15 protein-coding genes are annotated in these 19,832 nt (G+C 72.4%); 7 read left to right on the forward strand and 8 right to left on the reverse strand.

Annotation, left to right across the window (positions count from 1 at the left end):
- Positions 1-14: 14 nt before the first annotated feature.
- Entirely contained in the window at positions 15-974 is a 960-nt protein-coding gene (locus tag FCH28_RS35510) for an aldo/keto reductase (RefSeq protein WP_136744531.1), read from the forward strand.
- Between the two features lie 66 nt (positions 975-1,040).
- Here FCH28_RS35510 and FCH28_RS39585 read toward each other — a convergent pair whose 3' ends face one another.
- Positions 1,041-1,343, reverse strand: coding sequence for a hypothetical protein (locus FCH28_RS39585; protein ID WP_136744532.1), 303 nt, complete (start codon positions 1,341-1,343; stop codon positions 1,041-1,043).
- Between the two features lie 219 nt (positions 1,344-1,562).
- Between FCH28_RS39585 and FCH28_RS35520 the strand changes: the two genes are divergently transcribed.
- A complete protein-coding gene (locus FCH28_RS35520) occupies positions 1,563-1,832 on the forward strand; it encodes an HNH endonuclease (RefSeq protein ID WP_136744533.1) in 270 nt (89 codons plus the stop codon).
- Here the strand turns inward: FCH28_RS35520 and FCH28_RS35525 are convergent.
- Complete coding sequence (locus tag FCH28_RS35525; protein WP_425472069.1) at positions 1,802-2,944, reverse strand: PrsW family intramembrane metalloprotease; 1,143 nt, start codon at positions 2,942-2,944, stop codon at positions 1,802-1,804. The genes FCH28_RS35520 and FCH28_RS35525 overlap by 31 nt on opposite strands.
- 7 nt (positions 2,945-2,951) lie before the next feature.
- Here FCH28_RS35525 and FCH28_RS40180 point away from each other — a divergent pair, with 7 nt between their 5' ends.
- Positions 2,952-3,122 (forward strand): hypothetical protein, encoded by a 171-nt coding sequence (locus FCH28_RS40180; RefSeq protein ID WP_169314336.1) that lies wholly within the window; start codon positions 2,952-2,954, stop codon positions 3,120-3,122.
- A gap of 179 nt (positions 3,123-3,301) precedes the next feature.
- On the opposite strand, the gene trmB is transcribed toward FCH28_RS40180, so the two are convergent.
- The 3 genes from trmB to FCH28_RS35540 form a co-directional block, all read right to left on the reverse strand.
- Positions 3,302-4,201 carry a tRNA (guanosine(46)-N7)-methyltransferase TrmB gene (gene trmB / locus FCH28_RS35530; RefSeq protein ID WP_136744534.1) on the reverse strand — a complete coding sequence of 300 codons (900 nt, stop codon included), beginning with the start codon at positions 4,199-4,201 and terminating at the stop codon, positions 3,302-3,304.
- Between the two features lie 169 nt (positions 4,202-4,370).
- The gene (gene lhgO / locus FCH28_RS35535) at positions 4,371-5,585 is read right to left on the reverse strand and encodes an L-2-hydroxyglutarate oxidase (protein ID WP_136744535.1); all 1,215 of its coding nucleotides are present in this window, start codon (positions 5,583-5,585) and stop codon (positions 4,371-4,373) included.
- Between the two features lie 293 nt (positions 5,586-5,878).
- Positions 5,879-7,327, reverse strand: a complete 1,449-nt coding sequence (locus FCH28_RS35540) for an NsdA family TPR-like regulatory protein (RefSeq protein WP_136744536.1) — start codon at positions 7,325-7,327, stop codon at positions 5,879-5,881.
- Between the two features lie 710 nt (positions 7,328-8,037).
- Here FCH28_RS35540 and FCH28_RS35545 point away from each other — a divergent pair.
- On the forward strand, positions 8,038-10,119 hold the full coding sequence (locus FCH28_RS35545) for an asparagine synthase-related protein (RefSeq protein ID WP_136744537.1): 2,082 nt from the start codon (positions 8,038-8,040) through the stop codon (positions 10,117-10,119).
- Positions 10,120-10,151: 32 nt separating this feature from the next.
- Here the strand turns inward: FCH28_RS35545 and FCH28_RS35550 are convergent, their stop codons facing one another.
- Together FCH28_RS35550 and FCH28_RS35555 are read right to left on the reverse strand one after the other, a co-directional pair.
- Complete coding sequence (locus FCH28_RS35550; RefSeq protein WP_136744538.1) at positions 10,152-12,107, reverse strand: sigma-70 family RNA polymerase sigma factor; 1,956 nt, start codon at positions 12,105-12,107, stop codon at positions 10,152-10,154.
- Positions 12,108-12,446: 339 nt separating this feature from the next.
- On the reverse strand, positions 12,447-13,334 hold the full coding sequence (locus tag FCH28_RS35555; RefSeq protein ID WP_136744539.1) for a TetR/AcrR family transcriptional regulator: 888 nt from the start codon (positions 13,332-13,334) through the stop codon (positions 12,447-12,449).
- A gap of 447 nt (positions 13,335-13,781) precedes the next feature.
- On the opposite strand from FCH28_RS35555, the gene FCH28_RS35560 reads away from it, so the two are divergent.
- Positions 13,782-15,161 (forward strand): NAD(P)/FAD-dependent oxidoreductase, encoded by a 1,380-nt coding sequence (locus FCH28_RS35560; RefSeq protein ID WP_136744560.1) that lies wholly within the window; start codon positions 13,782-13,784, stop codon positions 15,159-15,161.
- A gap of 318 nt (positions 15,162-15,479) precedes the next feature.
- Positions 15,480-17,309, forward strand: coding sequence for an ATP-binding SpoIIE family protein phosphatase (locus FCH28_RS35565; protein ID WP_136744540.1), 1,830 nt, complete (start codon positions 15,480-15,482; stop codon positions 17,307-17,309).
- Between the two features lie 94 nt (positions 17,310-17,403).
- Here FCH28_RS35565 and FCH28_RS35570 read toward each other — a convergent pair whose 3' ends face one another.
- Positions 17,404-18,699, reverse strand: a complete 1,296-nt coding sequence (locus tag FCH28_RS35570; protein ID WP_136744561.1) for an MFS transporter — start codon at positions 18,697-18,699, stop codon at positions 17,404-17,406.
- Positions 18,700-18,873: 174 nt separating this feature from the next.
- On the opposite strand from FCH28_RS35570, the gene FCH28_RS35575 reads away from it, so the two are divergent.
- Complete coding sequence (locus FCH28_RS35575) at positions 18,874-19,434, forward strand: MarR family winged helix-turn-helix transcriptional regulator (protein ID WP_136744541.1); 561 nt, start codon at positions 18,874-18,876, stop codon at positions 19,432-19,434.
- Positions 19,435-19,832 lie beyond the last annotated feature (398 nt).

A 19,832-nucleotide genomic window follows, 5' to 3' on the forward strand; every position in this document is an offset into this window, starting at 1 on the left:
CGCTGAACCCTCATATGACCGCGAATCACAGCACCCCCCACGCCACCCGCACCCTCGGCTCGCTGTCCGTCTCCCCGCTCTCCTTCGGCGGCAATGTCTTCGGCTGGACGGCCGACGAGGCGGAATCCTTCACCGTGCTCGACGCGTATGTGGCCGGCGGCGGCAACTTCATCGACACCGCCGACGTGTACTCGGCCTGGGCCCCCGGCAACAAGGGCGGCGAATCCGAGACCATCATCGGCAACTGGCTGTCCACGCGCGGCAACCGCGAGGACATCGTCATCGCCACCAAGGTCGGCGCCCACCCCGACTACAAGGGCCTCTCCGCCACCACGATCAAGTCGGCGGTCGAGGACTCCCTCTCCCGCCTGCGCACCGACTACATCGACCTCTACTACACCCACTACGACGACGAGTCGGTCGAGGTGTCGGAGTTCCTCAGCGCACTCAACGACCTCGTCCAGGCCGGCAAGGTCCGCGAGATAGCCGCCTCCAACATCTCCGCGCGGCGTCTGGAGGAGTCCCTGGCCTTCTCCGACCGCGAGGGCCTGGCCCGCTACGTCGCCGTCCAGCCGCACTACAACCTGGTCTCCCGCGACACCTACGAAGGCGAACTCGCCGACGTCGCCGCCCGTAACGGCGTGGCCGCGGTCCCGTACTACGCCCTTGCCTCCGGCTTCCTGACCGGCAAATACCGTCCGGGCACGGCCGTCGACAGCGTCCGCTCCGCGGGCGCGGCCAAGCACCTCTCGACCGACCGGGGCGTCCGCGTCCTGCAGGCCCTCGACACCGTCGCCGCGGCCCACAACGCCGAAGTCGCCACCGTCGCCCTGGCCTGGCTCGCCGCCCAGCCCACCGTCGTCGCACCCATCGCCAGCGCCCGCACGGTGGCCCAACTCCCGGCCCTCCTCGCGGTCGCCGACCTCACCCTCACCGAAACCGAACTGGCCCTCCTGACGGAGGCGTCGGCCTGAGCGAGGCGACAGCTGCGTAGGGGGCGGGGGGACAACCCTCCCCGCCCCCTACTTCCTACCCACTGCCTACTTCCTACGATCGACCGCCAGCCAAGACGCGAGCGCCACCCCACCCGCCACCGCGAACACCGAGGGCCAGGCCCCCACCTTCTTGGCCAGCGGATGCGACCCCGCAAACGCCGCCACATAAGCCCCACTCAATGCGGCAGCCGTCGCATTCCCGGCCTTCTGCTGCCACCCCCGCGCCGCCACAGCCCCAGCCGCGGCCAACGCCACCCCACCGAGCGGCCGCTTCTTGGTCCAGCGGGCTACGCCGTAGCCACCGACAATGCCACCCGCGGCCACAATTGCCGTCGGAATCCCAGCCATTACTACGAACCTCCTCAGAGCAGATACTCCGAGCCTACGTCGCCGGGCTGTGTGGCGCTGCCCACTGCGGCCTGTTCCGGGTCGCCGAGCATTGGATGACGATTGGCAAAGAGGGCTTTCTCGTCTGCCAATTCAAGCTCTTGAAGCTGGCGCCGGGTGAGAAGGCGGAGCCGCAACCCCTGAAGCCGCAATCCCGCGTTCCGGGCGACGGCAAGGAAGGTGTCGCCTGGCGGCGAGGCGTACAGCGAGGCGGCTCATATTCAGGCTTTGGGTAAGCCCCATGACGGTCCGGACACGATAGGGAACGTTCTCTGTCTCTGCCCTAATTGCCATGTGTTGTTTGACCGAGGTGCTCTTCAACTTACCGATGATCTCAAGGTGCTGAACGGGCTGAACCGGGGATTCGAAGCGGCCTTGACCAAGGCGAAAGAGCATCACATAAAGGTGGAATGCATTCGTCAGCATCGGGCCCGCTGGGCTGATCGGTGAGCTGCCTGCGCGGCCTCCGCCAGCGCGGGCTGCGCCCATCCCCTGTAGTGCCAGAGGTGCTCCAACAGATGCCGCTCCCGCGCCGTGAAGTCCGCGGTGGCACCCGTGAGGTGGGCGCGGCGGCGGTGGAAGGAGAGGGCGGTGGCGAGGGCCGTGTATTCGGTTACGGCGCGGGCAGCGGCGGGGCCATGGGCCTGGCGGGCTATGTCGCGGGCCAGCGCGCGGGTCTTGAGGGAGGAGAGGGCGGTGGGCTCGGCGGGGGAGAGCCAGCCGGTGGCCGTGTACGGGGCGAGATAGCCGCGTAGGGAGAGGAGTTCCTGGTGGCGGGCCCAGATGGCGAGCCAGCTGAGGGTGAGGAAGACCGGGACCATGAAGAGGCCGTAGACGGTCAGAAAGCCCAGGTCGCCGAGGGATGAGGCGGCGTTCCAGATGGCGTGCAGGAGGACGGCGGTGAGCAGGCCGAGGAGGGCGAGCGCGGTCCGGGCGGCGCGGTGGCGGGGGTAGCGGGTGGCGGCGATGCCGAATGCCAGGCCGGTGAGGATGGTGAACAGGGGGTGGGCGAAGGGGGAGACGATGATGCGGATGAAGAAGGTGCCGGCGGTGAGGGAGTCCAGCCCGGAGTGGCCCATGGACTGGTCCTGGCCGAAGGCGCTGCCCAGATAGAGGACGTTCTCGGTGAAGGCGAAGCCGGTGGCGGTGATCCCGGCGATGACGATGCCGTCCGTGATGCCGTCGAAGTCGCTGCGCCGGAAGCGGTAGAGGAGGAGGACGGCGGCGGCCTTGACCGACTCCTCGACGATCGGGGCGATGGCCGTCGCGCCCCATGCCTCGGCTTCCGAGGGGGACGTGGAGGCTATGTTGGCGGTCAGCCAGTCGGTCGCGAAGCCGTTGGCCACGAGCGCGACCAAGGTGGCGGCGCAGGCGCCCCAGGCGAAGGCGAACGCGAGGTTGCGCCACGGCTCGGGCTCGATGCGGTCGAGCCAGCAGAACGCCGCGATGAGGAGCGGGACGGGGAAGGTGGCCAGGCCCAGGCCGACCAGGAAGCCTTCCGTGCCGGTCTGGCGGCGGACCATGCCGATGATGAGCACGCCGGACAGGGCGAGCATTGACACCACGGCGATGGCACGGAGGGTCGCGTTGTGCCAGGGAGCCGGACGGACGGGGGAGGCGGTGGTGTGCGAGGTGGGTGCGTACTCCGGGGCGGGCGGCTGGGGCGACGACGGGGGCGACGGGGGTGACGACGGGGACGAGGACGGGGACGAGGACGGCGGGTACGACGGATGCACGTAACGACCCTAACGAGGCCGCCGGGAGCGTCTGATGTGACCGCCGAGACCGCCCTGACGCCGCCGCCGAGGCTGCCCTACAAGACCGCCCGGCAAGACCCCGCCCGACCAGGCCACCTGGCGTGACCGTCTGGTGTGACCGCCTGACGAGGTTCCGTCTGCCCGGCGGAACCTGGGCCCCGCCTAGTCTCCGCGGCGGCGGAAGAGCAGGTCGTGGACGACATGGCCCTTGTCCAGGCCCTGGCCCTCGAACTTGGTGAGCGGGCGGAACTCCGGCCGGGGCGCATAAGAGGGGTAGAGGTTCTCCAGCGTCGGTTCCGCGGAGAGGACCTCCAGCATCTGCTCGGCGTACGGCTCCCAGTCCGTCGCGCAGTGGACGAGGGCGCCCGGCGCGAGCCGCGTGGTGGCCAGGGAGAGGAACTCCGGCTGGATCAGGCGGCGCTTGTGGTGGCGCTTCTTCGGCCACGGGTCGGGGAAGTAGACGCGCAGCCCGGCGAGCGAGCCGGGGGCGAGCATCTCGCGCAGGAGGATGATCGCGTCGCCGTTGGCCACCCGGATGTTGGACAGGCCGTTCCGCTCCGCGAGACCGAGCAGATTGCCCTGGCCCGGGGTGTGCACGTCACAGCCGAGGATGCCGGTGTCCGGGTCGGCGGCGGCCATCTGCGCCGTGGCCTCGCCCATGCCGAAGCCGATCTCCAGGACGACCGGCCGGCCGTCGAAGAACGCGTCCAGATCGATACGGGAGAGCCCGTCGATGTCCAGGCCCCACTTGGGCCACAGCCGGCGCAGCGCATCGGCCTGGCTGGGCGAGACCCGGCTGCGACGGGGCTGGAAGGAGCGGATCCGGCGCTCATGATGCGAGCCCGCGGGGTCGGCGGCGGGCCCGGTCCCATCGGGGAACATCGGCTCGCTCCGGCGGGACCCGCCGGAAGCGGCGGCACCGGCTGGGGCAGCCGGGCCGGCAGCCACGGCGGAGCCGGTGGACGGAGCCGGAACGGCCGGGGCAGCGGCTGCCGGGGCGCCCGCTTCAGGGGACACGTTTGCGGGAGTCACGGTTACGGCGGTGACGGGATTCTCGGACACAGTGCTTCGATTCTACGGATGGAGCGAGCGGGCGGTCCCCGGCGTGGGCGCAGCCGGCGCCCGCCGCCGCGGTCGGGCCCTGGTAGCCCCATGCGGTCGCCGGCCCCGGCCACCGCCGGGTGGCGCGGGCCGCGGCCCCCAGACCCCAGCGCGCCCCGGCATCCCGCCTTCAGACCCGCCCCAGCACCCCCAGCACCCGCCCCGCCACCTCCCGCCCGATGGGCAGCGACGCCGTGGCTGCCGGGGACGGGGCGTTGAGGACGTGGACGATGCCGGGGGATTCGGCGAAGAGGAAGTCGTCGACGAGGGTGCCGTCGGGGAGGACGGCCTGGGCGCGGACGCCGGACGGCGACGGGCGCAGGTCTTCCTCGCGGGCTGCCGGAAGCAGACGGCGGACCGCGTCGGTGAAGGCGCGCCGGGAGAGTGAGCGGTGCAGCTCACCGGCGCCGTAGCGCCAGTGGCGCTGGGCTATCCGCCAGGCGCCGGGGAACGCGAGGGTCCCGGCCAGTTCGGCGGGCCGGATGGTGCGCCAGTCGTAGCCTTCGCGGGCCAGGGCGGGGACCGCGTTGGGGCCGATGTGGACGGCGCCGTCGATGCCGCGGGTGAGGTGCACGCCGAGGAACGGGAAGGCCGGGTCGGGGACCGGGTAGACCAGGCCGCGGACCAGGGAGGCGCGCTCCGGGGCGAGGGTGAAGTATTCGCCGCGGAAGGGGACGATCCGCATGCCCGGAGGGTCGCCGGCCAGCCGGGCGATGCGGTCGCACTGCAGACCGGCGCAGTTGACCAGGGCGCGGGCGCGGTAGACCGTCCCGCCGGCGGTACGGACCGCGACCCGGCCGGGGCGGCGGCCGATGGCGGTGACCTCCTCGCCGTACGCGATCCGGGCGCCGGCCTCCATGGCGAGGCCGGCGAGCCGACGGGCGACCGCACCGAAGTCGCAGACGCCGGTCGTGCCGACGTGGATGGCGGCCAGGCCGCGGACCTCCGGCTCGTACTCGGCTATCTGGGCGGGGCCCAGCTCGCGCACCGGGATGCCGTGCTCGCGGCCGCGCTGGATCAGGCCGTGCAGCCGGGGCAGCTCGGCGCGGTCCGTGGCGACGATCAGCTTGCCGGTGACCTCATGGGGGATGTCATGTTCCGCGCAGAACTTGACCATTTCCGCCGAGCCCTGGAGGGCGAAGCGGGCCTTGAGCGAGCCGGGCGGGTAGTAGATACCGCTGTGGATCACGCCGCTGTTGCGCCCGGTCTGATGGCGGGCCGGCCCCGGCTCCTTCTCCAGGACCACGACCCGGGTGCCGGGCGCGGCACGCGTGATCGCCTCGGCCGTGGACAGTCCGACGATGCCGGCACCGATCACCAGCACGTCGCAGTCGTACGCCGCCACTGCACCTCCCCAACCGCATGACCGCAGACCCGCCCATGGCCGCGGGCCCGCGCGTCATCGCCCACGACGTACTCCATCATGACGGTCACCACTGACAATGCGGCAATGACTAGTGGTGATGGCGAGCGGCGACGGCGCGCGGTGAACCGTGCGCGAGGGCCGCGAAGCGCCGCAGTGATCGCGGCGCGATGATCCCGAAGCCGTGAGCGCGAAGCGCCGCTGCCCCGCAGCGCCGACACGCGGCCCAGACCCGGCCCCAGCCCCGCACGCACCCCGGCGTCGCCCCCCAGGCCCTAAGCCGGCGCCGCCAGCAGCGGCCGGGCGCGCTCGCGCAGCTCCACCACCCGGGGCTCGTCCCCGTACGGCTCCAGGCGGTGCAGCAGGTCGCGGACGTATTCGGTGGTGCGGGCCGAGGAGATCCGCCCTGCCACCTCGACCGCGCGGGTGCCCGCCGCGCACGCCGCGTCCAGATTGCCGGACTCCAGTTCGGCGACAGCCGAAACGACAAGGCGCAGCCCGTGGGAGCGCACGAACTCCTCGGTGGGACGCGACAGCGCCTGCTCCGTGAAGCGGCGGACCTGGCGCGGCAGGCGCAGATCCCGGTAGCACTCGGCGGCGTCCGCGGCGAACCGCTCGTACGAGTAGAAGTCGAGCCAGGACGGGTCGGGGTCGCCGCTCCGCGAGCGCTCCAGCCACCCCTCGGCGGCCTTCAGCGCCACCTCACAGGCGCGCGCCTCCCCGGCCTTGGCCTGCGCCCGCGCCTCCACCAGCCGGAAGAAGCTCATCGTGCGGGCCGTCGCCAGGCCGCGGTTGCGTTCGAGGGCGGCCTGCGCGAGGTCCACGCCCTCGTCGGCGAAACCGCGGTAGGTCGCCTGGAGTGACATGGAGGCCAGGACATATCCCCCCAGCGGCACATCGGCGGCGGCGCGGGCGAGCCGCAGCGCCTGGATGTAGTACCGCTGAGCGGCCTCCTGCTGGCCCGTGTCGAAGGCCATCCAGCCCGCGAGCCTGGTCAGTTCGGAGGTCGCCCCGAACAGCGCGCGGCCCACCTCGTCGCTGTACGACGCGAGGAGCAACGGCGCCGCGTCCACCCGGAGGCACTCCGGCACCATGGACGAACGCCAGTCCCCGCCACCGTACTTGGAGTCCCAGCGGCGCGCGTCCTCGGCCGCCTCGCGCAGCTTGGTGACATCGCTGTGGCCGACGTGCTGCGGGACCCCGGCGTCCCCGGCCGCCGCCGCGTCCTTGTCGCGCGCCTCGGCGGCCTCCCGCGCCACCGAACTGTCCGCCGGGGATATCAGCCAGCGCGAGGCGGGAGTGGCGTACGCGCTGACGGCGAAAGATCCGGCCAGGCTCTGCCAGATGCCGCCGCCACCGGCCCGCCGCCCGGCCAGATCCAATCGGTACAGCTCGGTCGCGGAGCGCACCGCCGCGCCCACATCGCGGGGGAACGCCAGGCCGACCTCGGGCGCCGGGTCCGCGTCGGCCAGGCCGATCTCGTGCAGCGGCACCGGCCGCCCGAGCTTGCTGCCGATCGCGGACGCGATCAAGTGGGGCGCGGCGCCTTGGGGCACCATGCCCTTGGAAACCCATCGCGCCACCGACGTCTTGTCGTAACGAAGCGTCAGTCCACGCTGCGCACCGAGGTCGTTGACCCGGCGTGCCAGTCCGGCATTGCTGATCCCCGCGAGGGCGAGAACGGTGCCGAGCTTCTCGTTCGGCCCGCGTATATCCCTGGACATGCGCACCCCTCGACACAGCGACAGCCTCCCCGGTACCCCGGGGCATGCGTCCACCCAGAGTAGTTCGCCGGATCCCGACCGTTAAGGGCCGGTGTCCCGGATGGCGAGATTCATGTTCAAACAGGGGTGCGGGAATTGGCATGTGCTCCGGGTACGTGTGCCCGTGCGCCCGTCCGTGCGCGCTGCCCGCCCTCCGGCGGGAGCGCTTCCATGGGTCCTGCGTGGGTCGGCCCGCTGCACTGGATCCAGTGGGCTGGGGGACACCGCCACCTCATTCCCCGCGGGTGGCGGTCCAGTCCGGGAGGCGAAGCCCGTCTCCCGGACTGTCGCGCAGGCCGGCCGCCCGCCGGTCGTCTCACCGGTTGACACGACACCCGAACGCGTCAACTGGGCAGTAGGGAACGGAACTTGGCTGAAATGTGGTGGGTGATGTTTTCGCGCCGCCGTCGGCCAGGGGGCGTCCCGGGGGCCACACGGGGGGCCGCCCGGGGCGATTGTTGTCGCCCGCCGGGCCCGCCGCCACGACCGCCGCGCGGCCGTCCCGGGCCCTGCCCGCCCCGCTTCCGAGGTGTGAACAGCCCGCATACGGGGTCTCTTTGGCATCTCCTGTGCGCCCCCGCCATGGCAGCATGGTCCGCACAACAGCTTGGCAATCCGCTGTACGGGCGGCCGTTGGCCCCCGGCGGACGGGGATTCGGGTGGAGGCGGCGATGCGCTGGTTGGTGGGGTGGAGCAGTACCGCCACGGGACCGGCGCCCACAGGGGACGGCCGCACCGTCCTCCCCGTAGGCGCCCAACTCCTGTGGGGCGACCCGGATCCGCTGTGGGCGGTGGGCGACTGGCGGCCGGACGAGGTCCGCGTCGTCCAGGCCGACCCCGAGACCCGGCTCGCCGTCTTCGGCGTTTGCGGCGCCACCAACGACCAGCTGCGCGTAGGGCTGTTCGCGGCCCGCGGGGGCGCGCTGCGCCACCTCACCGCCTGGCCCGGCAGCTACACCGTCGTCGTCCAGGTGGGCCGCCGCATCACGGTCACCGGCGATCTGGCCGGCGCCCGCCCCGTCTTCCACACCCCGTGGGCGGGCGGCACCGCGTACGCGACCGCCGCCCTCCCGCTCGCCGACCTCATCGAGGCCAGCCTCGACGTCGGCCACCTGGCCGCGCTGCTGGCCTGTCCGGACGCCCCCGAGGCGCTCGGCGCCGGCACCCCGTACGAGGGCGTCCGCCGGATCCCGCCCGGCCACGCGCTGGTACTGCGCGGCGGCGCCAGCGACATCACCTCCTACGAGCCGACCGCCTCGCTCGCCGTCGCCGCGCCCCAACTCGCCCCGGAACAAGCCGTGGACGGCGTCCGCGAGGCCCTGATCGAGGCCGTCCGCGCCCGGCTGGCGGGCCCGCGGCACGCCCCGGACCCCGACGGCCCGGCCGGCCTCGACCCCGGCCCGGTGCCCGGCATGGGGCCGGCCGAGCGGCGCGCCGCACGCGGTGCCCCGGCCCCCGGCATCGGCGCCGACCTGTCCGGAGGCAGTGCTTCCGGAACCCTCGCCCTCCTGGCCGCCGGCCTCCCCGGCCAGCCCGGAAGGCTCAACGGCCACGGCGAACGGCTCCTCGCCGTCACCTTCAACGACCTTGCCACGAACGGCGGTCGGGCCTACCGCGAGGCCGAACTGGAGCGCGCCCGCAGCATCGCCGACAACCCGCGTCTGCACCATGTCGTCGTCGCGGCCGGCGAAGAGGCCCTCCCGTACGCGGACCTCGACAGCGGCCCGCTCACCGACGAGCCAGGGCCCTCCCTCATCATGGCCGGACGCCACAGACGGCGGCTGCTGGCCGGCAGCGCGGACCATTTCGTCGGGCAGGGCGCGCGCCAGGTCCTGGACGCCCACCCCGCCCGCCTGGCCGACCTCCTCCTGGACCGCCGCCGGCGCCCCCTGCTGCGGCCGGTCACCGCGCTCGCCAAGGCCGACGGCCCGTCCGCGCAGTCCGTCCTGGTCCCCTTCACCGTCTACCGGGCCGCCCGCAAGCTCGCCCGTACGCCCTACGGAGTCGGCATAGCCGATACGGCGCGCCGCCTCATGGAGCGGCAGTTCGCCGACGAACCGGTGACCGGCGGGGCCGTCGACGCCTCGCTGGCCGCCCTCGCCTGGTGCCGCCCGGGGCCCGCGGCGCGCTGGCTCACGGGGGAGGCGCTGGCCGAAGTATCGGTTCGGCTCGGGGACGCGGCGACCCGTACGCCCGCCGGGGGCCGCCCGGGGGAGCGGCGCGCCCGTGCGGCACTGGCCCGCCAGGCCGCCGACCACCGCGTCTTCGAACAGGCCGCGGAGATCCGCGACCAGCGGCTGCACGCCCCCTTCCTCGACAACCAGGTCGTACTCGCCTGCCGGGCCCTTCCGGACACCCTGCGGGTGCAGCCGGGCGCGCGCGCCGCGGTGCTGCGCTCGGTGCTCTCCGGCGCCGGCGTACGGGATCTGCCCTCCGGGTGGGGCGCCACCTCGCATGTCACCCACGGGGCCGCGGTGCGCGCCGGGCTGCGCAGCGCCGTCGGAGATCTGGTCTCGCTCTTCGATGCTCCGTTGTTGGCCGACGCGGGCCTGGTGGAGGCGCGAGTGGTGCGGAAGGCGCTGCGCTCGGCCTCCGAAGGGGCGGCGCTGCCGCTGGACGGTCTGGCGGAGCTGGTCGCCACGGAGCTGTGGCTGCGCCGGCTGACGGCGCGGCGCGGAACGTGCTGGACGGGTGCGTCGGCGCCGCGCCAACGGGCGGTGGCCGGCGGAGTGGTTCCCCGCGCCCGTCTGTGAGGCGAAGTGCTGCCCCCGAGGGGCAGCACCTCTCAGCAACTGATCTGCGACTGGGCCCAGTCCCCCAAGGCCACCACATCAGCCGGCGACTGCGGCTCCACCACCAGGCGCAGCGTCTTGCGCCCGTCCAGCGGGACATGCACCGGCACCGCCGGTTCCCCGCCGCGCACCACGCCCGAGCGCCACAGCCGCTCCCCGTCCCCGTAGACGGAGAAGCGCAGCGCGCCCAGCCCCAGGCTGAGATCGTCGACACCCGCGAAGGCGTCGTACGAGGTGCACTTCCGGTTGAGGTCGATGAGGACCGAGGACGACCCGTGCACGCTCACGCCGTGCGGATATGCCCTGCCGTCGACGCGCGGCTGCTGCCGCTGCCACATCCAGGTGCTGCTGAACGCCCGCACCTCCGGCTTGGTGCCGTCGCCGGCGAAGTCGTAGTCCAGCGCGTTGACCCGGTACGGGGTCGGGGCCGGCGACGGCGGAGGCGGCTTCGGGGTGGGCTTGGGCGGTGTGGGCGTCGACTCGGGCGGCGTCGGTGTCGGCGTCGGCTTGGGCGGGGCCGGATTCACGGTGGGCTTCGACGTCGGTGCCGGCGGCTTCGGCGCGGGCTCCTGCCGGGACGCGGCCGCCGGCGGGGCCGACGGCTCCGCCCCGGCCTGTGTGGGCTTGGGCGACGGCTTGCGCGGCGCCGGCGGGGACGAGGGGGCCGGCCGGCTCGGCTCGGCCTCCGTGTGCGGCGCCGGCCTCGGGGCGCTGATCAGCACCAGCGCGAGCGCCGCACCCGCCGCGGCCACCATCCCGACCCCGACACCGACCTTGACCGGTGCGCCGAGCCCCTCGCTCACGGCAGCTCCGCCTGCGCTCCCGGCCGTACCGGAACCGGCACCTCCGGCGGCAGCGGCCGCACCGGCACCCGCCGCCGCGCCCGCGACGCCCACCGCGGCCGCCTTGACGGCGTACCCGGCGGCGAACCAGCCGACGACCGCGACCGGCAGCACCGCGCCGATCCGCTCATTGACGTCCGCGACCTCCAGCGCGGCCGTACGGCACCGGGCGCATTCGTCGAGATGCTTGCGCAGCCCTCGCTCGGCGCGCATCCGCAGGCCGCCGCGGGCGTACGCGCCGAGCCGGTCGGCGTAGCGCGCGCAGTCGCCGCCCGAGGTCAGCGACTGGCTCACATGCGCCTGCAGATAGGCCTGCTTGAGGCCCTCGCGGGCGCGGTGCGCCAGCACGGCGGTGGCGTTGGCGGTCAGCCCGAGCAGCGGGGCGACCTGGCTCGGCGACTCGTCCTCGATGGTGGTGTGCCACAGCACCGTCTGATAGCGCTCGGGCAGGCTCCGGAAGGCCTGTACGGCCATGGACTGCTCGGCCTCGTGCATGGCGCGGACGTCGGCGCCCAGGTCCAGGGTGTCGCCGTCCATCGACGACCCGGCCGCGGTCACCGCGAACACCGCGAAGTCCTCTACCAGTTGCTCGCGTTTCGCGGTCTTCGCCCAGGATGCGGCGACCCGGCGGACCGTCGTCAGGAGGTAGGCGCGGACCGCGGTGTCGGGCCCCGCGCCGCCGCGCACCGCCTGGAGGGTGCGGGCGAAGACCTCGCCGGTCAGGTCCTCCGCGGTGTGCGTGTCCCGGCAGCAGCTGCGCGCATAGCGCCGAACCGCGGCGGCGTGCCTGCGGTACATCTCCTCGTACGCGCTGTCGTCGCCGGCCCGCATGTCGGCGATCAACTGGCCGTCGGAGGGCGGGAGTTCCACATCCCCGAAGTCGGCGGGCACCACAGGACCGACACCGCCGGAGCGCTCGCGCTGAGCCGGCACGCTGTGGCTCTGCCGGCCCTCGGCACGGTCGTTCCGGCCGGCGGAACCGCTCGCCGGGGAAGTCGCCCCCATCGGTCCGGTCTGGCCGGGCACCTGTCCCGAGGACGGCCCCTGGGGCTGCCCGGAGGCACCGGTCTCGCCGCCGCGCCGCTCGTCCCGCCCGTCAACACCCATCGCCGAGGCCCCCGAACACGCCGTCACACCGGAACACCGCGCAAGCGTGCCACATCGATGGCCCAGGCTTCACGGCCACTACAGGCATCCACTCATCCGAGGCGCGCCCTGGCGCGACGGCCCCGCCGTTCACTCGTACGGAGGACGTTCGCGCCCTTGTGGAGCGCGCGATCACTCGTACGGAGCGCAATGCCACCCATACAGGGCACACCGCGCGCGACCGTGCGGCCGTACCGCCTGCGGGCGAGACCGGCCCGCCCGGTCCTGGACGCCGGCGACGCCGCCCCGCCCGGCGCGCCCACTCGCTGGGCACGCCGGGACGGAGCCGGCCGCCGGAACTCACCGGACGGGGCGCGAGCGCAGCCCCTCCAGCAGAATGTCCAACAGACGCGCGGAAGCGGCCTGCTGATGACCCGGGTCGGGCAGCGACGGCGCGGAAGTGGCGATCACCAGCAGCACATCGGCGACCGTCACATCGGACCGCAGCTCACCGGCCGTCCTGGCGCGCTCCACAAGCCGCCCCACGACCTCCAGCAGCGCCTGCGCGCCGGCGGTCTCCTCGGCCTCCGGTACGGCCTCCGGCGCTTCCGCCGCGCCCCGCTCGTCCTGCGGCGCGACGCGCTGGGCGACCACCCGCAGGTCTGCGGACGGGCCGTCCGCCGCCGGCGCCACCCGCTGCTGCGGCACCCGCGCCTCCGCCACGTCCTCCGGCAGCCGGTCGGCGCTCGCGCTCACCCGCAGGATGCCCGGTGGCAGCAGCCGGCCGGCACCCGAGGCGACCGACGTCCGCAGGAAACGGGAGAGCGCCGACCACGGGTCGTCCTCCTGGCCGAGCGCGGCACGCGCCTGGTCCGTCAGCCGTGAGGTCTCCTCCTCGGCTATCCGCCGGACCAGGACGTCCTTGCTCGGGAACCTGCGGTAGACCGTCCCGACACCGACCCTGGCCCGCCGGGCCACGTCCTCCATGGGCGCGCCGTATCCCAGCTCGCCGAAGACCTCGCGCGCGGCGCGCAGCACATGCTCCAGATTGCGCTGGGCGTCCACCCGCAGCGGTGTGCTCCGGCCGCCGGGGCCGTGACCGGTTATCGCCAGTCCGGCGCCGCCGTTTCCCCCGTTTTCCCTGGCGCCGTTACCGCCGCCATTGCCATTCGCGCTGTTCCCGTTGCCGCCGCCGGATGTGTGTGCCGTAGCGACGGCTGTCGGCCATTGAGAGCCCTGAATGTGCATAGTGTTCCCCCGGTAATGAACGTCTCCCCCCGGAGACTCCCCGCCCTGACGTATCGGGGCGTACCGACGAGAGGGTGCACCCCAACGAGATACGAACATAGTTGAGCCCGGGTCAAGAATGAAGGGGGTGTTCCGCACACTGCGCCCCCGATCGGCGCAACGGGCCCGATCCGCCCCGATTCCGTCCCCTCGCTTTCCCCGCCGCCAACCCTCTGACCTGCACACCTTCCGCCGCGCAAGCGGAACGTGACCATCCGTCTCAATCTCCGCGCCGGGTCATCCATTTCGCCGGGCCTGTGGACAAAGGCGCGTCGGGGGTGCGTCATGGAGGCAGTGCTGTGCTTTCCCGGGGGCGCAGTGCCCGAGGTGACCGTGCCGCCGGCCGGCCACCGGATCGGTGCCGCCCCGGGCCCGGTCGACATCGCGAGGAGAACCTCTGTGAAGCCTGTGTCTGCAAACGACGTGGCGCGCATTCTCGTTGTCGGCGGCGGCTATGTGGGGATGTACACCGCCCTCGGGTTGCAACGGAAGCTGAAGCAGGAACTGCGGCGGGGAGCGGTGGAAGTCATCGTCGTCGATCCCGAGCCGTATATGACGTACCAGCCGTTCCTGCCCGAGGCGGCCGCCGGCTCCATCTCGCCGCGCCATGTCGTCGTACCGCTGCGGCGGGTGCTGCCACAGTGCAAGGTCGTCATCGGCGAGGTCACCGCCATCGACCACGACGAGCGGAAGGCCACCATCAAGACCCTGGCCGCCGAGGAGTCGGGCGACGGCGCCATCAGCGTGGCGTACGACGAACTGGTCCTCGCGCCGGGCTCGGTCTCCCGCACCCTCCCCGTCCCGGGCCTGGCCGACTTCGGCATCGGATTCAAGACCGTCGAAGAGGCCATCGGGCTGCGCAACCACGTCCTCGAACAGCTCGACATCGCGTCCTCCACCCGCGACCCCGCGATCCGCGACGCGGCACTGACCTTCGTGTTCGTGGGCGGCGGCTACGCGGGTGTGGAGGCGCTGGCCGAACTGGAGGACATGGCCCGCTACGCCTCGCGCTACTACCACAACATCCAGCCCGACGACATGAAGTGGATCCTCGTCGAGGCGACCGGCCGCATCCTGCCCGAAGTGGGCCCGGACATGGGCCGGTACGCCGTACGCGAGCTGCGCGGACGCAATATCGACGTACGTCTCGACACCCGGCTGGACTCCTGCGAGGACCGGGTCGCCGTGCTCAGTGACGGCGCCCGCTTCCCGACCAGGACCCTCGTGTGGACCGCGGGTGTCAAACCGCACCCCATCCTGGCCGCGACCAAACTGCCGCTGAACGGCCGCGGCCGGCTCAAGTGCACCGCCGCGCTCCAGGTGGACGGCGTCGAACACGCCTGGTCCGCCGGTGACGCGGCCGCGGTCCCGGACCTGACGGCCGAACCGCCAGCGAAACCCGACGAACCGCCCGCGGAGTGCGCGCCCAACGCACAGCACGCCCTCCGGCAGGCGAAGGTGCTCGCCGAGAACGTCGCCGCCGCGGTGCGCGGCGGCCCGGTCCACGACTACGCGCACAAATACGCCGGATCGGTGGCCTCGCTCGGTCTGCACAAGGGCGTCGCGCACGTCTACGGACGCAAGCTGAAGGGCTATCCGGCGTGGCTGATGCACCGCGTCTACCACCTCAGCCGGGTGCCCACCTTCAACCGGAAAGCCCGGGTGCTCGCCGAATGGACCCTCGCGGGCCTGTTCAAGCGCGAGATCGTCTCGCTCGGCTCGCTGGAGAACCCGCGCGCCGAGTTCGAACTCGCCGCGGGCACCGGCCGCCACAACGAAGCCAGCTGACCGGCTCGCCCGGCCGGCCGGCGACCGATTGACGGGCCGTCAGCCGCCGGGTCACCCGAATGGCCCCGGCGCGGAACTTCGGCGGCGGTCCACGACGTCTGACGGATGTCAGTCCGGTCGGCCACACTGGACGTGTGACCATGGGTGGGCTCGTATCTGCAAAGAGTGACAATCACGAGGATTCTGGACGTTTGCTGCATTCCGCCAGAGGGCGCCGCGAGTGCCCCCAGCCGACCGTTTCCCAGCCTTCGGCCGGGCGGTACCCCCAAGCCGACGGCCCGACCCCGCGCGACGACGCGAAGTAAGAGGTACACCTCCGTGATCTTCACGCGCTGGAGCGCCAAACTCCCCGGCACACAGCGGCGCGCCGCCGCCCGGTCCGACCGCGCCACGCCACGCCCCGCGTCCGCCGCACCGGTCACCCCGCCCGCCGAGACCCCGCCCGTCCCGCCCGCCGCGGACGGCACACGCGAGACCGCGCCGGACGGCCCGCCCGCCGCCGGCTCCGGCGCCGTCCCAGCGGCCCGGGCCGAGCACACCGAGCAGCCGGAAACGGCCGCCGCCGAGACCGCCATCCCCGTGACCCTGCCGCCCACCGTCGACGCGCTGTCCGTCCACGACATCCTCGGCACCATCCCCGCCCTGGTGGCCGTCGTCTACGGACCGGAGCACCGCCTCGCCTACGTGAACGGCGCCTACGCCGGCGTCTTCGGACCCCGCCCGGCCGGCCACACCGCCCGCGAAGCCCTCCCCGAGCTCGACGAACTCGGCCTGCTCCCGCTGATGGACCAGGTCCTGCGCAGTGGCAAGCCCCGCACCGTCAAATCCCGCAAGGTCCCGGGCGCCACGGGATCCGACCGCTCCCGCGACGGCTACTACACCTTCACCTGCACTCCCATCGAGGTCGCCGCCAGCGGCCCGGCGCCCGATCCGGAAGTCGCCTGCGTCGCCCCGCACAAGGGCGTCCTCGTCTTCGGCGCCGATGTCACCGACCAGATCGAATCCGCCGAGCGGCTGCGGGCCAGCGAAGCCCGCCAGCGCGAGGCCGCGGTCACCCTCCAGCGTTCGCTGCTTCCCCAGGAACTGGAGCAGCCCGACGATCTCCGCGTGGCCGCCACCTACCAGCCCGGCGGCACGGACGCCGCGGTCGGCGGCGACTGGTACGACGTCATCACCCTCGGCGCCGGGCGTACGGCTCTGGTCATCGGCGACGTCATGGGCCGCGGGGTGCGCGCCGCCGCCGTCATGGGCCAGCTGCGCACCGCCGTCCGCGCCTACGCCCGCCTCGACCTCCCGCCGCACGAGGTCCTGCAACTCCTGGACGGCCTGGCCGCCGAGATCGACGCCAGCCAGATCGCCACCTGCGTCTACGCGGTCCACGACCCGAACGAGGGCCGCCTGGTCTACGCCTCGGCCGGCCATCTCCCCATTCTGGTCCGTGACCCGGACGGCACCGTCCGCCGCGCCGCCGAGCCGACCGGACCGCCCCTGGGCACCGGCGGCTGGCTGCACACCTCGGGGGCGGTGCCCCTGGGCCCCGGATCCAGCGCCGTCCTCTACACCGACGGCCTCGTGGAGCGCCGCGACAAGGACATCGACCACGGCGTGGAGGCCCTGGAGCGCGCCTTCGCCGGCGCCACCGGTGCCCCCGACATCGTCTGCGACCGGCTGCTCCGCTCCCTCGGCATCACCGCCACGCACGACGACGACGTGGCCATCCTGGTCCTCCAGCACCCCGAACGGACCGGCCACGACGCCGAGCTGTTCCACAACGCCGCCCTCGAACTCCACGGCGGCACCGAAGCGGCCCCGCGCGCCCGCGCCTTCGCCTCCGGCGTCCTCGCGTCCTGGCGCTTCTCCCCGGAGCTGCACGACCTCGGGGTCCTGGCGGCCAGCGAACTGGTCGCCAACTCCCTCCAGCACGGCACACCCCCCATGCGCCTGCGGCTGCGCCGTACCGACCGCCGCCTGATCATCGAAGTCACCGACGGCGACGACCACCTCCCCCGCCGCCGCCGAGCCGAACCGGCCGACGAAGCCGGCCGGGGCATCTCCATCGTCGCCACCATCGCCTCCTCCTGGGGCTCCCGCAGAACCCCGGGCGGCGGCAAGGCGGTCTGGTGCGAATTCGCCCTACCCAAGGGCTAGGCACCTGGCGCTTCCGTTGTGGGCAGGCCGCTGCCGGCGAACCAGGGGCCCGGGGCCGCGCCCCGGCTTCGGGAAGGGGCGGGACCGCGGCACATCAAGCGGCCGCGGCCACCTGCTCCGACGCCTCGGCTCGCGCCGCACGAGCCACCACCACCGCCCGCTGCGGATTGTCCTGCGCAGGACGAAGCATCCGCCCCAACCGCATCGCCAACCCGGAAATCCCCACCGAACAAACCACCAGCATCGCGATGTACGCCACGTACATCCCATGCCCCACCATCAACGCACCCACCGCCGGCCCAACCGCCAGCGCAAGCTGTTTGACCAGCGCAAACACCGAGTTGTACTGCCCGATGAGCGAGGCCGGCGCCAGATCCGCCACCAACGGCGCCACCGTCGGCGACAGCATCGACTCACCTATACCGAACAGCGCGTACGTGGAGATCAGCAGCGCCGTCGCCACCACCTGCGCGCCGTGCACCAGCCCGGACACCCCGGCCGCGATCCACGCCACCGTCCAAATCATCCCGACCAGCGCCATGACCCGGCTGCGCCGCCGCCGCTCGACCAGCTTGAGCACCACGAACTGCGCCGCCACGATCGCCGCCGTATTCGCCGCCAGCGCGATACCCAGCGTGGCCGGCGGGATCCGGGTGACCTCGGTCGCGTACGCCGCGAGGCCCGACTCGAACTGCCCGTAGCAGGCGAAGAACAGCACAAAGCCCAGCACACACAGCCACATCATCCGCCGGTCGGCGAACAGCGCCCGCCAGGCGCCCCGTGCCCGCTCCTCGGTCGGCACCGCGTCCTCGACCTTCGGCGCCCGAGGCAGCCGCACGCTCGCGATCGCCGCACCGAGCACCAGGAACATCACGGCCTCGATGGCGAACAGCCGCACAAAGCTCGCCGCATGCGTCTCGTCGACCAGAAGACCGCCGACCAGCCCACCGACACCCAGACCGAGGTTGTTCAGAAAGAACTGGGTGGCGAACGCCCGTGACCTGGTCACCGTCGTCGAGCACCACACGATCATCGTCGCGAGAGCCGGCTGTATCACCGCTATACCCGCACCGAGTGCGATGGCGGACGCGATGACCAGCGGCTCCGTGGCGGACAGCCCGAGCCCCAGCGCACCGACGGCGGCGGAGACCGTACCGGCGATGGCCACCGGCAGCGGCCCGCGCCGGTCGATGACCCGCCCGGTCAACGGCAGAACGACCAGTGCGGCCACCGCCAGCATCGCCAGCACCACTCCGGCCGTACTCGCACCGAGATCGCGCACCTTCGCCACATAGACGTACAGATACGGAACCGTGAAGCCGTTGCCGAACGCGCTCAGCGCGTTCCCCAGCTGGATCCGGCGCAGAGCTGCGCCCATCGCGGTGGTCACACTCACCTACCTAGGTCATGTCGTAAGACGAATAAGAGGACGAACCCACCAGGCCCCGACACCCTCGGCGGACCGAACAGTCACACCCTGAAGACTTCGAAGCTAAAGTTCGAAGTTAAAGAGTACACAGAGAAGGACTTCAACGCCAATGACTTCCATGCCATACTGCGCCGCATGCCTGAGCCCTCAGATACGGCCGCCGACACGGCCGAGCCGAGCCTCGAGGAACAGATCGCGGCCTACCAGCGTGAGTTCCAGGACCTCGACCCCCAGGTGGAACAGGTCGTCTCCGCACTTCAGCGCCTCAACCGGCGGATGAACGTCGCCTACGGACGGCAGACCGCCACGCTCGGCCTGAGCAACGCCGAATGGGAAGTCCTCAAAGCCCTGGTCCTCGCCGGCGCGCCCTACCGGATGGGCCCCGGCGAGCTCGCCAAACGCCTCGGCCTCACACCGGCCGCCATGACCCATCGCATCGACCGCATGGCGAGCGAGGGCCTGGTCACACGAGAGCGCGACGAGAAGAACCGGGTCCGCGTCATCGTCGAGCTCACCGACGAGGGTCGTGAGAAGTGGCTCGAGGCGATGCGCCTGGCGTCGGTCTTCGAAGGCGACCTCCTCCAGGACCTGTCCAGCGAGGAACGACACCTCCTCGGCGAGGTGTTGACCCGCCTGTTGCGCCGCGTGGAGGACGCCCAACCGGACGCCGGCGGACGACTGAACGACCTCGACTGACTCAAGTTGACACGGGTCTGCCTCATCCGTAGTGTTCTCCGAGTTGCCACGGAGCCGGAACGGTTCTGCGGTAGCCATCCCGCCGCATCGCGGCACACCACTACTGCACGGCCCCTCACCGGGATCAATTTCGGCATGCCGAAATTCGATTGCACCGACTCGATTTGAGTCACCGAGGAATTCCGCTAAAGTAGTGACCGCGCCGAAAGGCGCAACACCCCGCCGACGGGGAATCGGAACTGAATTCGAACCGGCAACGGAACGAAATCGAATCTGATAGAGTCGGAAAGGCCGAAAAGCGAAAGCCGGACGGTCAACCCCGCTCCAACAGGGGGCCGGAGACGGAAACGGATCTGGTAAGGTTGGAACCGCGAAGAAGCCGAAAGGCCGAAACGCAC

It is taken from the genome of Streptomyces piniterrae, from assembly GCF_005048155.1.
Taxonomy (GTDB): domain Bacteria; phylum Actinomycetota; class Actinomycetes; order Streptomycetales; family Streptomycetaceae; genus Streptomyces; species Streptomyces piniterrae.